The organism is Ectothiorhodospira magna, from assembly GCF_900110965.1.
Taxonomy (GTDB): Bacteria; Pseudomonadota; Gammaproteobacteria; order Ectothiorhodospirales; family Ectothiorhodospiraceae; genus Ectothiorhodospira; species Ectothiorhodospira magna.
The window spans coordinates 24,322-38,964 of record NZ_FOFO01000023.1 but is presented as its reverse complement, the minus strand read 5'-3'; the positions used below and the strand labels follow the sequence as shown (position 1 = coordinate 38,964).

Below are 14,643 nucleotides of genomic sequence, written 5' to 3'. Positions count from 1 at the left end.
GAATACAAGCTTTACTCAGACCACGAGGCGATGACCATGGACATTGGCGTCTATATCGTGCTTGGCATCTTCTTTCTGATCCTCCTGTACGCAGTGATCATCTACAACAATCTGGTCAGCCTCAAGCATGGCGTGTCCAAGGCCTGGTCCAACATTGATGTCCTGCTCAAGCAGCGTTTCGATGAACTGCCCAAACTGGTGGAGGTTTGCCGGCAGTATATGTCCTACGAGCAGGATACCCTGGAAAAAGTAATGCGCGCCCGCAGTCAGGTGGCCAATGCCCAGCAGAATCAGGATATGCAGGCCCTGGGACAGGCCGAGGGGGTGTTACGGCTGGGTCTGGGTCATCTTTTTGCCTTGGCGGAAGCCTATCCGGAACTCAAGGCAGATCAGACATTCACACATCTGCAGTCCCGGATTTCCGGTCTGGAAAACGCCATCAGTGATCGCCGGGAGTATTACAACGAATCCGTCAATCGCAACAATGTGCGTATTGAGCAATTCCCCGATGTCATCATTGCCCGGCTGTTTGGCTTTGGTCCCTTTGACCTGCTGGAGTTTTCTGCAGAGGAACTGCAGGACGTGAATATCCGCGCATTGTTTGGTTAGGGGGCCAGACACGCAATGCAGGACACCATGGCCCTTTCGGTGCAGCGCATGGATAGCGGAGAGTATTTTTTCTGGGTGGCTGTTTTGGTGCTGATTCTGGTGGCTGCTTTGTGGGGCTTCCTGCGCGGGGCTTATCGCAAGCGTCTGATTGCCGACACCCCCACTTCTCGCGTGCGTTCCGCTGCCCAAGGCTATGTGGAACTGATTGGACAGGCCCGGTTACTGCCAGGGCCCAGCATCACAGCCCCCCTGACGGGCACCCCGTGCGCCTGGTATGACTATCGTGTGGAGCGGCGGGATGGTTCCGGTCGCAAACAGCGATGGTCCAGAATCGAGCAGGGGCGCAGTGAGGATCTGTTTTTACTGCAGGATGATACCGGAGAATGTTTGATTGACCCGGAGGGTGCCCAGGTGGTTTGTGTGCATCGGGATGTCTGGCACGGCCACGGGCCACGTCCGGTTCAGGGGGCAGGCACTGGCGGATTGTTTTCGGGATTGGGTCGTTATCGTTACACGGAACGGCGCTTGCATCTGGACGAAGATCTTTACGCCATTGGTTATTTTCGTACCCGGCAAGCTGGTGAAGAAGGCGGTTCCCTGAACGAAGAGGTGTCCGAAATTCTCAGGGAATGGAAAAAAGATCCAGCGATTCTGGCCCGTTTCAACATCGACCTTCAGGGCCATATCGACATGGCGGCTTGGGAGCGTGTCCGGCAGGCAGCCCTGCAGCAGGCGTTGATGCGGCGGGCTGAACGGGCCGATGGGCCTGCGGTCCATATTATGGCCCGTGGTCCCGAGCGACGCCGGCCCTATATCCTCTCGGCCATATCCGAGGCTGATCTGGTCCGGCGCTATGTCTGGCTGACCCGGTTCAGTGCCCTGGGTTTTTTGGGGGCAGCCGGTGGTTTGGCCTGGCTCCTGCTACAGCGGGCTGCAGGGCCATGGTGATGAGGGACTTGCCGCAGCCATCCCCTTGCTTCGGAGCCAGAGCGGGAAAATGTCAAATGTTCAATTCGCACAGGAGGACGTGAGCAGGGTGACTCGCGCAAAATGGTCAACTACCCCCGACTGAAGTCGGGGGCTTGTGAGAGCAAGCCGGGTTGACCAGCCTAAGCCCGCCTAAGCAGGACGCTCGAAAGGGGCTACGTTTGCAACAGGTCGTCAAGACCCACCGGCGGATGCTTCCTCAGTCTGCCGCTCTGGAAGGCCGGGATCATGCTGGCGAAAGGTAAAGCGCCGAAGGTTCCAGTCGCCGCCGCAAGGCGGGAGCCGGTTGCAGACATTGGCGAGGGGAGATGGGGCGAAAGCCCTGCGTTACTGGTGCCCTTTACGGGGCAGCCCTTTACTGGGCAGAGCCTCACGGCCCTGTGGGTGGAAGGCCCACACCCTTTTTCGGCGACTGCGGTCCCGCAGCGGCAATTCCTCCCGCGATTGAAATCGCGGGTTTCCTTGCGGAGAGGTTATGAGTAATCCACTACTGAACATGCAGGGCCTTCCCCCCTTTGCCGAGATTCGTCCGGAACACGTGGAACCCGCCGTGGATCAGGTGCTGGCCGACAACCGGACCGCCATCCAGGCCCTGTTGCACCAACCCGGTCCCTTCACCTGGGAGACCCTGGTCCATCCCCTGTCCCTGCTGGAAGACCGCCTCAACCGGATATGGTCACCGGTGCGGCACATGAACTCCGTGGTCAACAGCGATGAACTGCGCCAGGCCTACAATGCCTGCCTGCCCAAGTTGTCCGACTATGCCACGGAAATGGGGCAGAATCTGGCCTTGTTCCAGGCCTTTCGCAGCATTGCCGAGGGTCCCGGATTCGCCGAGCTGGCCCCAGCCCAGCAACGGGTGATCAACAATGCCCTGCGAGACTTTCACCTCTCCGGCGTCGATCTGCCCGAAGACAGGAAGGCCCGCTACAAGGCCATTGCCCAGGAACTGTCCCAGCTTACTTCCCGGTTCGAGGAAAACGTCCTGGACGTCACCCAGGCCTGGAAACGGATTGTTGCCGATGGGAAAGATCTCAGGGGGTTGCCTGAATCCGCCCTGGAGATGCTGTTGCAGAATGCCCGCCAGCATAAGGAAGACGGTTATCTGATCAACCTGGAATTCCCGTCCTACTACGCTGTCATGACCTATGCCGATGATCGTGACCTGCGCCGCGAGGTCTATACGGCCTATGTCACCCGGGCCTCCGACCAGGGCCCCCATGACCCCCGTTTCGACAACGCCCAGGTGATGGAACAGATCCTGGCCCTGCGCCATGAGCAGGCCCGGCTGCTGGGGTATCCCAGCTATGCCCATCTGTCCCTGGCCACCAAAATGGCCGAATCCCCGGAACAGGTGGTGGAATTTTTGTCGGAAATGGCCCAGCGGGCCTGTCCGGCCGCCCGCAAGGAATTGGAAGCCCTGCGCGCCTTCGCCGCTGAACACCTGGGGCTGGAAGACCTGCAGGCGTGGGACCTAGCCTATGCCTCGGAAAAGCTGCGCCAGCATGCTTATGATCTCTCTCAGGAGGATCTCAAGCCCTACTTCCCGGTGGATCGGGTGTTGCAGGGGCTGTTCCAGCTGGTGGAGCGCCTGTATCAGGTGCGGATCACGCAGGTGACGGAGGCTCCGGTCTGGCACCCTGATGTCCGCTTTTACGAGATTCAGGACCCGGACGGCACGCCCCGGGCCCGGTTCTATCTGGATCTCTATGCCCGTGCCCGCAAGCGCGGCGGTGCCTGGATGGACGAATGTCTGAACCGTCTGCGGGACGGCGAGCGCCTGCAGTTGCCGGTGGCCTACATGACCTGCAATTCCACCCCGCCGGTGGGCGACAAGCCCGCCCTCTTCACCCATGACGAGGTGCTGACCCTGTTCCATGAGTTCGGCCACGGGCTGCATCACATGCTCACCCGGGTGGACTATCCGGACGTGGCGGGCATCAACGGGGTGGAATGGGATGCGGTGGAACTGCCCAGCCAGTTCATGGAGAACTGGTGCTGGGAGCGGGAAGCCCTGGATCTCATCGCCGGTCATCATGAAACCGGCGAGCCGCTGCCCGGGACCCTGTTCGACAAGCTGCAGGCCACCCGGCATTTCCAGGCCGCCATGCAGATGGTGCGTCAGCTGGAATTCGCCCTCTTCGACATGCGCCTGCACGGGGAATATGACCCCGCCCTGGGGGGGCGTATTCAGGACATTCTGGATGATGTGCGCCGTCAGGTGGCGGTACTGATGCCCCCCGCCTTCAACCGCTTTCAGCACAGCTTTTCCCACATCTTTGCCGGCGGCTATGCAGCCGGTTATTACAGCTACAAATGGGCCGAGGTCCTGTCCGCCGACGCTTTTGCCCGCTTCGAGGAGGAAGGTCTGTTCAATCCGGAGGTGGGTACCGCCTTTTTGCGGGACATCCTGGAACAGGGTGGCGCCCGCCCTGCCCTGGAGCTGTTCCGGGCCTTCCGCGGCCGGGATCCTCGGATTGATGCCCTGTTGCGCCATTCAGGACTGGTGGACGCGGCGGCATGAAGATCGCCACCTGGAACGTCAACTCCCTGAGGGTGCGTCTGCCCCATGTGCTGGACTGGCTGGCCGCGGAACAGCCGGATGTGCTGGCGTTGCAGGAAACCAAGACGGTGGACGAGGGCTTTCCCCTGGAGTCGCTGCGGGCGGCGGGGTATCACTGCCGGTATGCCGGGCAGAAGACCTACAACGGCGTCGCCCTGCTGACCCGCGTGCCAGCAGAGGATCCGGTGACCGATCCGCCGGGTGTCGATGATCCGGAGCGACGTATCCTGGCCGCGACGGTGAACGGGGTGCGGGTGATCAACCTGTACGTGGTGAACGGCTCGGAAGTGGGTTCGGACAAGTATGCCCGCAAGCTGGACTGGCTGGACCGGGTGACGGCGTTCGTGACGGCGGAACTGGCCCGTCATGACCGGGTGGTGGTACTGGGGGATTTCAACATTGCCCCCGATGATCGGGATGTGCACGATCCCCTGGCCTGTCGGGACCGCATCCTGTGCTCCGAACCGGAACGGGCCGCCCTGCGCCGGTTGCTGGCCGCAGGGCTTGAGGACGTGTATCGTCGGTTTGACCAGCCCCCCGCCAGCTTCAGCTGGTGGCATTATCGGGCGGCGGCATTCCGGCGCAATCTGGGGCTGCGCATTGATCTGATCCTCGCCAATCCGGCGCTGGCCGCCCACTGTACCGGCGCCCGTATTGATCCCGGCCCCAGGGGCTGGGAGCGGCCGTCGGATCATGCCCCGGTGCTGGCCTGTTTTGATCTTTGAATTTGTGTTCAAGCCCGGATGTCCGGCCGTCATCATCCGTGAACCTTTGGAAAACCCATGAAATACCGCGACCTGCGTGACTTCGTCTCCGGCCTGGAGGCCCAGGGAGAACTCAAGCGTATCCAGATTCCCGTGGATCCGAATCTGGAAATGACCGAGATCTGCGACCGTACCCTGCGGGCCGGCGGCCCTGCCCTGCTGTTCGAGCGTCCCACCGGGTATGACATGCCGGTGTTGGGCAATCTCTTTGGCACCCCCAGGCGGGTGGCCATGGGCATGGGGGAGGACTCAGTGGAGGCCCTGCGGGAAGTGGGCAAGCTGCTGGCCTTCCTCAAGGAGCCGGACCCGCCCAAGGGCCTCAAGGAAGCCTGGAAGACGCTCCCCATCTTCAAGAAGGTGCTGGACATGGCGCCCAAGAAGGTGCGGGGCGGCGAATGTCAGGCGGTGGTGCTGGACGGCGACGACGTGGACCTGGGCAACCTGCCGGTGCAGACCTGCTGGCCCGGCGACGCCGGGCCCCTGATCACCTGGGGGTTGGTGGTGACCAAGGGACCGCGGCGGGAACGGCAGAACATGGGCATCTACCGCCAGCAGGTGATCGGACGCAACCGGGTGATCATGCGCTGGCTCTCCCACCGGGGCGGTGCCCTGGATTTTCGGGACTGGCAGATCGACCATCCCGGCGAGCCCTTCCCCGTCTCCGTGGTGCTGGGCTGCGATCCGGCCACCATCCTGGGCGCGGTGACTCCGGTGCCCGATACCCTGTCGGAACATGCCTTTGCCGGACTGCTGCGGGGGGATCGCACCGAACTGACCCGCTGCATCGGTAACGAGTTGCTGGTGCCGGCCACCGCCGAGATCATCCTGGAAGGGGTGATTCACCCCGATGACATGGCGCCGGAAGGGCCGTTCGGAGATCACACCGGGTATTACAACGAAGTGGACAACTTCCCGGTGTTCACCGTGGAACGCATCACCCACCGCAAGAACCCCATCTATCACAGCACCTATACCGGACGGCCACCGGATGAGCCGGCCATTCTTGGGGTGGCCCTGAACGAGGTGTTCGTGCCCATCCTGCAGAAGCAGTTCCCCGAAATTACCGACTTTTATCTGCCGCCGGAGGGCTGTTCCTATCGTCTGGCGGTGGTCAGTATCCGCAAGCAGTATGCCGGGCATGCCAAGCGGGTGATGCTGGGGGTGTGGTCCTTCCTGCGCCAGTTCATGTACACCAAGTTTGTCATCGTGGTGGACGATGACATCAATGCCCGTGACTGGAAGGATGTGATCTGGGCCATGACCACCCGCATGGACCCGGGCCGGGATACGGTCACCATCGACAATACCCCTATTGATTATCTGGATTTTGCCTCCCCGGTATCGGGGCTGGGGTCCAAGATGGGTTTTGACGCCACCAACAAATGGCCTGGTGAAACCACTCGGGAATGGGGAACCCCCATTGTCATGAGCGAGGCGGTGAAAAAACGGGTGGATGAGATCTGGAAGGATCTGGGACTGGAGGATGGCCTATAGAGCATCGAGAGATCCGCCGACTCAAGCTTATCCCCCTGATGCCGCTATAATGGCAATTAAATATTATTTTTTAGCATAACCCTGATCAACACGGGATGGGGTACTGACCCATGATGTTTTAGCCCATGGGGATCACCCCGTTGCCCATGATTTCGTTGATCATGCTGCCTGGGGGATTGTTTGAAGATGGAGCGATCGATCTTGATTCGCCTTTCATGGGGGTTGGCCTGTTGTGGGGCTGCGGTGTTATCTGCCTTGCTGGCCTATTGGCTGCTGGGACCAGGTCCGGTGGCTACCGTGACCGGTGCTGTCGTTGCTGTGGTGATCACCCTGTTGGTACTGTGGCAGGTCTGGTTCATGCCCAAGGAGCGGGATCTGCAGACCCTCTACGGGCAATTGCAGGGTATTCCTCTGGCTGAGGGTACAGACCCGCGTATCGAAGCCGTGGCCAGACAACTGCTGCGTTATCGTGGGCTCAGCGATAAACTGGCAGAAACCGGTGCCCTGATTGCTGTATCGGCTGCCGAGGTCTCTTTCTCCTGCAATACCCTCAAGCAGCGGGTCCATGCCCAGGTCACCAGCATGCAGGGGATTGCCGATTCCTCGACCCGGATTTCCGCCACGGTCCAGAGTGCCGCTGAGCGCTCCGGTGAAGCAGTGGCAAGCTCTCGACGCACCAATCAAGCCAGTGAGGAAGGCCATCATTGTGTGCTCGATACCCTCAATCACATGGAAGCCATGAAGCAACAGATGCAGGAAGCATCGTCACTGATGAATAATCTGGAGAATCGGGCCGGCGAAATTCAGCGGATTACCGAAGTGATCAGCGGCATTGCCGAACAGACCAATCTGCTGGCGCTCAATGCGGCTATCGAAGCAGCCCGGGCGGGTGAGCAGGGACGAGGTTTTGCGGTGGTGGCCGATGAAGTGCGCAGTCTGGCCACCCGGACATCATCGGCCACCAGTGAAATTGCCCAGATGGTCCACGAAATTCATACGGAAACGGGCCACGCGGTGGCCACCATTCAACAATTGGTGACCACCGTGGAAGACAGTGCCCGACGTACTGCAACGGTGGACGAAAAGCTCTCGGCCATTTTGGAGCATTCTGCCCTGGCGGATCAGTGTATCCAGACCGTTGTCACCGGCAGCCAGGAAAACCATGATCACCTGGACCAGGTGACTGCATCCATTCAGACTGTCAGCGTGCACCTCACCGAAACAGAGGAAGACGTGATCCGTCTCTCTACCGAGGCGGATCGGCTTTCAGAACGGGCGGAAATGATCTACGAAATGCTCGGAGATTTGGGGTTAGGGGGTGTCCATGATCAGATGCGCCGGGAAGCAGAGCAGGCCGCCACGGCCATAGGGCGTGTTTTTGCCGAGGCCTGTGACAAGGGGCGCATCCGTCTGGATGACCTGTTTGATCGCAATTACAAACCCGTCCCCGGTACCGATCCGGTGAAGTACAAAACCCGCTTTGATGAATTCACCGACAAGGTGCTGCCTGCCATCCAGGAACCGATTTTAGAACGTCACGAGCAGGTTTCCTATGCCGGTGCGGTGGATGATCGGGGTTACTTCCCCACCCATAACCGCCGCTACAGTCAGCCCCTGACCGGGGATTATCAACATGATCTGATCCATAACCGCACCAAGCGCATCTTCAAGGACCGAACCGGTTCTCGCTGTGGCAGTCACCAAAAACCCTATCTGTTGCAAACCTATAAGCGAGACACTGGAGAGGTGATGCACGATCTGTCGGTGCCCATTTATGTCAAGGGCCGGCACTGGGGAGGATTTCGCATCGGTTACCGTAGCGACATGGGCCATCCGCCCCGCAAGGATTGACTCAGCCGGGTGTGTTAGATTGGAGACTCCAAGTGCTGCTGCATAGAGCATTTTCCAATGTTTCCCACCCCCCCCTACAGTTTGCGCACTGCGGTGTTGGGCTTTGTGCTGTTTCCCCTGTTGCTGGTGATCATGTTGGCAGGTTGGTCTGGCCTGCGCAGCCTGGAATCCCAGGTGGAGTTGCGGATGCAACAGGATATCGAACTGGTGGCCCGGGCCATTCAGCTTCCCTTGAGCGATGCCCTCACCCATGATCGCCGCAGCCGGATTCAGCAGGCTCTGGATTCGGCTTTTCGCATTGATCAGGTGTATGGTGCCTATGTCTACGATGAATCCGGCGAGTTGATTGCCGCCAGTGGCCCCCGCAGCCCTTCCATGGAACGGCGACGGGATGCACGGCTGGCTACGGTGACCGGCACCCATGGCGCCTATGATGACCGGGGCGGAGATCAGGTGTATTCCTTCTTCATGCCTTTGACCGATGCCGGTGGTCGCATCAACGGTTTGCTGCAAGTGACCCGTCATGGCAGTGATTTCAGGGACGATCTGGCCCAGGTGCGTTCCAGGGCATTGCTTGCCCTGGGCGCCCTGAGTCTGTTGCTGCTGGCGGTGGTATTCTGGGGGCATCAGCGGGCCGTGGGGCGGCATGTGGACTGTTTACTGGCTGTCATGGAGCGGGTGGGCCAGGGGGATCGCCTGATCAGGGCGCAACCAGCCGGTCCCCATGAGTTGCGCTTGCTCACAGAGGCCATGAACCGGATGCTGGAAGGCATCCATCGTTCCGGGGTAGAACTGGAAATCCAGCGGCGGCGACAGGCCAATTTGGAGGCCCGTCTGCGTCAATCAGAAAAATTGGCGGCCATCGGGCGGCTGGCGGCCGGTGTAGCCCATGAGTTGGGTACACCCTTGGGGGTGATCAATGGACAGGCCCAGCGTGCCCTGCGCCATGTTCCGGCCAATGGCAAAAGCGGCAAAGCACTGATCAATATTCGCCGGGAAGTGCAGCGCATGGACCGGATTGTGCGTCAATTGCTGGATTTTGGCCGTTGTAATCCCAGTCGTACCCGTCCCGAACCGGTGGGGCGTCTGGTCAAGGCGGCCTTGTTTCAGGTGGCCGATGAAATCCAGCAGGCACAGGTGGCCCTGACAGTGCTGACACAGGATGACGGTCCAGTCCTGCCCATGGATCGCCCCCGACTGGAACAGGCGCTGACCAACTTGCTCAGAAATGCCCTCCATGAGGGAAGGCGAGTGCAGGTGAGTTGGGATATTGTCGGCGATCACCTGGAACTGCGGGTGGATGATGATGGACCCGGCATCGATCCGGCCCATCATCGCCATCTTTTTGAACCCTTTTTCACCACCAAGCCTGTGGGCAGCGGAACGGGGCTTGGTCTTTCTGTTGCCCATAGTGCGGTGACGGAACATCAGGGGGACATTGTCGTGATGGACAGTCCTCTGGGGGGAGCCAGAGTGGTGATCCGTTTGCCAATGGGGCCTCCATTGGATACCAGCCCTGATGTGCAGGATGGTGTTGCTCGCGGAGAATCTGGTCAACTACCCCCGACTGAAGTCGGGGGCTTGTGAGAGCAAGCCGGGTTGACCAGCCTGAGCCCGCCTGAGCAGGACGCTCGAAAGGGGCTACGTTTGCAACAGGTCGTCAAGACCCACCGGCAGATGCTTCCTCAGTCTGCCGCTCTGGAAGGCTGGGATCATGCTGGCGAAAGGTAAAGCGCCGAAGGTTCCAGTCGCCGCGCAAGCGGGAGCCGGTTGCAGACATTGGCGAGGGGAGACAGGGCGAAAGCCCTGCGTTACTGGTGCCCTTTACGGGGCAGCCCTTTACTGGGCAGAGCCTTGCGGCCCTGTGGGTGGAAGGCCCACACCCTTTTTCGGCGACTGCAGTCCCGCAGCCGCAATTCCTCCCGCGATTGAAATCGCGGGTTTCCTTGCGGAGAGGTTATGACATGTCCCGGTCTTCGGTAGACCCGGTGCTGGTGGTGGAAGATGATCCGGGCCATCGGGAACTGGTGATGGATGAACTGGAGGATGCCGGTTTGCAGGTGCAGGGGGCAGCAGACGCTGCCGCGGCACAGGAGATACTGGCCTCGATCCCGGTGGCGCTGGTACTGAGCGACCTGCGTCTGCCCGGTGCTGATGGATTGGCCCTGCTGGCCCATTGCCGGCGTTTGCCCCTGCCGCCAGCCTTCATCATGCTGACGGCTTTTGGCACGATTCCCCAGGCCGTGGAAGCCCTCAAACTGGGGGCGGATGATTTTCTCACCAAGCCGGTGGATCTGGATCATCTGGTGATTCGGGTGCGGCGGGTTCTGGATAACCGGCGCCTGCAGGCCGAGGTTCTCCGTTATCAGGCCCTACTGCAAGCGGATGATTTTCACGGCATGATCGGCAACAGTCCGCCCATGCAGGCGCTATATGACCAGGTACGGCGGCTGGCCCGGGCCAGCGGGCCGGTCCTGGTGACCGGGGAATCCGGAACGGGCAAGGAATTGGTGGCCCGGGCCATTCATCGGGAAAGCGACCGGGCAGATGGCCCTTTTGTGGCCATCAATTGTGCGGGCATTCCCGGTGAATTAATGGAAAGTGAGCTGTTTGGTCATGCAGCCGGGGCGTTCAGTGGCGCCCGCCAGGCCCGGCGCGGCCTGTTTGTGGAGGCCCACGGGGGCACCCTGCTACTGGATGAAATCGGTGAAATGCCCCTGGCCATGCAGGCCAAGCTCCTGCGCGTCCTGCAGGATAGTCGGGTTCGTCCGGTGGGGGGCAATCGGGAAGTGGATGCAGATGTCCGGGTTGTGGCGGCCACCCATCGGGATCTTGGACCCATGATTCAACATCAGCAATTCCGCGAGGATTTGTTCTATCGGCTGGAGACCTTTTGTTTGCGGGTGCCCCCCCTGCGGGAACGGGGGGAAGATATTGACCGTCTGGCTGCCCGTTTGCTGGCCCGTTTTAGCACCGCCATGGACCGTGATATCCGGGGCATCTCTCCTGAGGCCATGGCCCGTCTGCGCCAGCATGATTTTCCGGGTAATGTGCGGGAACTGGCTAATCTGATGGAGCGGGCAGTGACTTTTTGTGGTGGTGACACCATCGAGGTTCACGATTTACCCGAACGGCTGGACCCTCCCCGCATTGAACCCGCCCCTGCCACAGCATTCACGGCCCTTTGGTCTGACGATGATCCCATACCGACCCTGGCCGAGGTGGAATCCCGTTATATCCAGTGGGTGTTGCAGCGGTTGCAAGGCAATAAGCGTCAGGCCGCCCGTCTGCTGGGCATCGGACGCCGGACCCTGTACCGGCGTCTGGAGGGATCATCAGCACAGGCTGGTGATGGTTTTGATCATCGGGAAGTCTGAAAAGGTGTATCCCTGGCGCACATGTAAGGATGACTCATGTGTCATTTTGAGCCAAACCGAATGACCATGAGCCTGGCGGGCAACGGTTTAATTAAATATTATTAATCAATAAGTTATATTTTTTTGGAAGGGTTTTTTGTGTTTGGCATGATGTCTGCACTATCCATGTCGACATTCATGAACCACAGGAGACGTCTCATGACGCACCCTTTCCTTCGCCGTTTGCCCATTGCCCTGACCGCCGCTCTGTTGCTGGGTGCTGGTTCCCACGCCGTGGCTCAGCAACAGGAGGGCAATTTTGGCGCCCAGCCGCCGGGCATGGAGCAGCAGGGGGTCACAGTGGACCCGCATACCCTGGATCGTTTTGTGGACGCTTTCGTTGCGGTGCAGCACATCCGTGATGATTTTGCCCATCAGCTTCAAGACGTGAATGACGAGGCCCAGGCCCAGGCGCTGCAGCAGGAAGCCCAGGAGGAAATGATCAATGCCGTGCGGGATGAGGGCATGAGTGTGGAAGAGTACAACCAGGTGGCCATGACCCTGCAGAGTGACCCGGCCATGTTGCAACAGGTTCAGGAGATGGCCGCGGAACGGATGTAATCGTTTCCCGTTTTATCATCTTCGAGAAATGGACGGCGCCTTGATGGCGTCGTCCGTCATTGATTGATCAGCGCCGTGTTTCTTCCAGCGAAGCCTTGATGCCGGCTTCCATCCGCGGATAGCGCAGATCCACACCCAATTCTACCGTTGCGCGACCACATAGGACCACCCGGGATTCCCGCAGATAAGACATCATGCCCGGCGGGATCACTTGCTCTGCTTGGGCAAATGTCACGCAGTGTGGCCGTTCCAGACCTGCGGCATCGGCGGTGGCCTGGACAAATTCCGTCATGGATCGATGGTCACCATCACCCACGTTATACACCTTGCCTCCTGCGCCATGATCCAGTGCCGCCACGCACAGGCTGGCCAGATCATCGGCATGAATCCGGTTACCTGGACTGGCTTCCTCGGGGCAGATCACCGGCTCGCCTTTGAGAATGCGATCAAGGGGTAAGCGCCCCGGACCATAGATGCCAGGGGCACGCAGGATGACGACCGGAATGCCGGTTTCCTGCATTAATGCTGTCAGTCGTTGTTCAGCATCCAGACGCCGGCGGCCTCGATCGGTTTGTGGGTTGGGTTCGGTGAGTTCATCCACCTGTCCACCTTGCTGATCCCCGTAGACACCGGTGGTGCTGATGTAGACGATATTATCCGGTGGCAGCCGGCGGCACCATTCCACGAAATTGGCAGTGCGAGGGTCCTGGGTTCCCTCATTGGGAGGCGGTACGCTGTGCAGTACCAATGCCCCCGTCAGGGGCAGGGCTTCAAAATTTGCATCGGTATCCAGATCGGCAAGTTGAGTGTCGATGCCCTGAGCCTGTAAATATTCCGCCCGCTCTGGATGTCTTACCACCGCAGTGACCCGATGACCGGCGTCGATCAGTCGCCGGGCCACCCGCTCCCCCACATACCCGCAGCCTACAATCAGTACTGGTTTCATCATGTTGCGCGACAAACCCCGTCTTTCAGGGCGGGGAGGGATCGCGTCCTCCTCTAAAAAAAAAGCCGCCGGGAAGGGTTCCAGGCGGCCATGGGTTAGATCCAGAGCCGGCCCTGTCCCCGATGGGGGGACAGGTTACCGGTAGTGCCTGATGACTCAGGCGGTGCCGGAACTCAGGCTGGGCAGGGCAGCGGTGCCACCCTTGGCGGCCTTTTTACCCTTTTTGGTGGTGGGCTGAATGGCAGCCACCGGAGCGGCTTCAGCTTCAGCGCCATCCACAGCCAGTTGCAGACCCTTGCGGAAGGCATCCTGGGCCAGCTTCTCTTCACCCACCTGCTCTAGCAGTTCACCCAGTTCACGATAGGCTTCCGGGTTAGGCCGGGCGCTGATGCTGGATTCCAGGTAACCACGGGCCTTGCCCCACACCTTGGCCTGCTTGCACAGACGACCCAGGGTGAGCAGCAGGGTGGCATCGCGGCGATGGTCACGCAGCCAGCCTTCGGCGTAGCCGATGGCACGGCTGACATCGCTCAGATTGAGCCTGCCGTACAGACGAACCAGGCTTTCGTCCCAATGCTGCTTGATGGCAGCCCGCAGGACAGCCTCGGCGCGATCGGCTTCGTTCATGGCCACCAGAGCCTGCGCGTAGGCGACAACCATGCCGGCATTGTTGCGGGACGCCTTGGGCAGGTTCACCCAAATGCCTTCCAGCTTGCCCAGTTCATTGGCGGCAGCAATGTCACGCGCCTGGGCGGTGAAGGCTTCAACTTCCAGCTTCTCCAGGGTCTCGCCGTCAAAAGCCTTGGCTTTGCGCAGATCGGACATCAGCCCCATCAGGGATTCACTGTCCCCCACTTCCTGGCAGAGGCGGGCCTTGAGGCGCAGCAGTTGCTGATTGCCGGGGGCCACATCGTTCAGGTGACGCAGGGTGCTGATGGCCTGGGCATGTTCGCCGTGGGCAATCTGCAGTTCAGCCTGGGTCAGACCCACGGCCACTTCCGTATTGCTGCCGGACTGGGAGGCTTGACGCAGATATTCGTCACGACGGTCATAAGCCCCCTGCATCTGGGCTGCACGGGCAGCGGACAGATAGTTCAGCATGGGCGCATCACCCCGCTTGGCGGACTGGACCAGCAGCTTTTCGGCCTTGGCATAGCGACCTTCGGTCATCTCGGCCAGACCCAGAGCCAGACCGCGCTGACAGGCCACAGCCTTCTTTTGCTGGCGCTTTTCGCTCATGCGACCGGGCAGGCCAAACAGCCCCACCAGGAAGCGGATCAGACCATAGACCACGGCCAGGATCACCACCAGGGCGATAATGAAGAAGGCCATGGTGGTCTGTACGCTCATATCAGCATAGGCAAACAGGACATAACCGGGCTCCTCCATGAACATGAGGGTGGCCACGGCGGATACGATCAAAACCAGAAAAATGACAATCAAGGATTTCAT

Annotated in this window: 11 protein-coding genes; 9 read left to right on the top strand and 2 right to left on the bottom strand. The window is 60.2% G+C overall.

The features are described 5' to 3' along the window. Positions 1–36: 36 nt before the first annotated feature. The 9 genes from BMX62_RS10115 to BMX62_RS10070 all read left to right on the top strand — a co-directional run bounded on the left by BMX62_RS10115 (position 37) and on the right by BMX62_RS10070 (position 12,245). Positions 37–609: a LemA family protein gene (locus tag BMX62_RS10115; protein WP_090208340.1), complete on the top strand. Its 573-nt coding sequence runs from the start codon at positions 37–39 to the stop codon at positions 607–609. Positions 610–636: 27 nt separating this feature from the next. Beyond that, positions 637–1,557: a GIDE domain-containing protein gene (locus BMX62_RS10110; protein ID WP_162273531.1), complete on the top strand. Its 921-nt coding sequence runs from the start codon at positions 637–639 to the stop codon at positions 1,555–1,557. 514 nt (positions 1,558–2,071) lie between these two features. Beyond that, the gene (gene prlC, locus BMX62_RS10100) at positions 2,072–4,120 is read left to right on the top strand and encodes an oligopeptidase A (protein ID WP_090208267.1); all 2,049 of its coding nucleotides are present in this window, start codon (positions 2,072–2,074) and stop codon (positions 4,118–4,120) included. Beyond that, positions 4,117–4,884: an exodeoxyribonuclease III gene (gene xth, locus BMX62_RS10095; protein WP_090208261.1), complete on the top strand. Its 768-nt coding sequence runs from the start codon at positions 4,117–4,119 to the stop codon at positions 4,882–4,884. Before prlC ends, xth begins: the two co-directional genes overlap by 4 nt. Positions 4,885–4,941: 57 nt before the next feature. Continuing rightward, entirely contained in the window at positions 4,942–6,417 is a 1,476-nt protein-coding gene (ubiD, locus tag BMX62_RS10090; RefSeq protein WP_090208258.1) for a 4-hydroxy-3-polyprenylbenzoate decarboxylase, read from the top strand. A gap of 201 nt (positions 6,418–6,618) precedes the next feature. Beyond that, entirely contained in the window at positions 6,619–8,268 is a 1,650-nt protein-coding gene (locus BMX62_RS10085; RefSeq protein ID WP_090208255.1) for a methyl-accepting chemotaxis protein, read from the top strand. A gap of 57 nt (positions 8,269–8,325) precedes the next feature. Continuing rightward, positions 8,326–9,855, top strand: coding sequence for an ATP-binding protein (locus BMX62_RS10080; protein WP_090208252.1), 1,530 nt, complete (start codon positions 8,326–8,328; stop codon positions 9,853–9,855). Positions 9,856–10,232: 377 nt separating this feature from the next. Then, positions 10,233–11,645, top strand: coding sequence for a sigma-54-dependent transcriptional regulator (locus BMX62_RS10075; protein ID WP_090208249.1), 1,413 nt, complete (start codon positions 10,233–10,235; stop codon positions 11,643–11,645). A gap of 198 nt (positions 11,646–11,843) precedes the next feature. Continuing rightward, the gene (locus tag BMX62_RS10070) at positions 11,844–12,245 is read left to right on the top strand and encodes a DUF4168 domain-containing protein (protein WP_090208246.1); all 402 of its coding nucleotides are present in this window, start codon (positions 11,844–11,846) and stop codon (positions 12,243–12,245) included. Positions 12,246–12,312: 67 nt separating this feature from the next. Here the strand turns inward: BMX62_RS10070 and BMX62_RS10065 are convergent, their stop codons facing one another. Next, positions 12,313–13,194 carry an SDR family oxidoreductase gene (locus BMX62_RS10065; RefSeq protein WP_238375950.1) on the bottom strand — a complete coding sequence of 294 codons (882 nt, stop codon included), beginning with the start codon at positions 13,192–13,194 and terminating at the stop codon, positions 12,313–12,315. Between the two features lie 153 nt (positions 13,195–13,347). Next, positions 13,348–14,643, bottom strand: a complete 1,296-nt coding sequence (locus BMX62_RS10060; RefSeq protein ID WP_090208243.1) for a heme biosynthesis HemY N-terminal domain-containing protein — start codon at positions 14,641–14,643, stop codon at positions 13,348–13,350.

Coding starts and splice junctions, on each gene's coding strand:
- xth (WP_090208261.1), top strand. CDS start 4,117: ATGAAGATCGCCACCTGGAACGTCAACTCCCTGAGGGTGCGTCTGCCC.
- BMX62_RS10065 (WP_238375950.1), bottom strand. CDS start 13,194: ATGATGAAACCAGTACTGATTGTAGGCTGCGGGTATGTGGGGGAGCGG.
- prlC (WP_090208267.1), top strand. CDS start 2,072: ATGAGTAATCCACTACTGAACATGCAGGGCCTTCCCCCCTTTGCCGAG.
- BMX62_RS10075 (WP_090208249.1), top strand. CDS start 10,233: ATGTCCCGGTCTTCGGTAGACCCGGTGCTGGTGGTGGAAGATGATCCG.
- BMX62_RS10070 (WP_090208246.1), top strand. CDS start 11,844: ATGACGCACCCTTTCCTTCGCCGTTTGCCCATTGCCCTGACCGCCGCT.
- BMX62_RS10060 (WP_090208243.1), bottom strand. CDS start 14,643: ATGAAATCCTTGATTGTCATTTTTCTGGTTTTGATCGTATCCGCCGTG.
- ubiD (WP_090208258.1), top strand. CDS start 4,942: ATGAAATACCGCGACCTGCGTGACTTCGTCTCCGGCCTGGAGGCCCAG.
- BMX62_RS10110 (WP_162273531.1), top strand. CDS start 637: ATGGCCCTTTCGGTGCAGCGCATGGATAGCGGAGAGTATTTTTTCTGG.
- BMX62_RS10080 (WP_090208252.1), top strand. CDS start 8,326: ATGTTTCCCACCCCCCCCTACAGTTTGCGCACTGCGGTGTTGGGCTTT.
- BMX62_RS10115 (WP_090208340.1), top strand. CDS start 37: ATGGACATTGGCGTCTATATCGTGCTTGGCATCTTCTTTCTGATCCTC.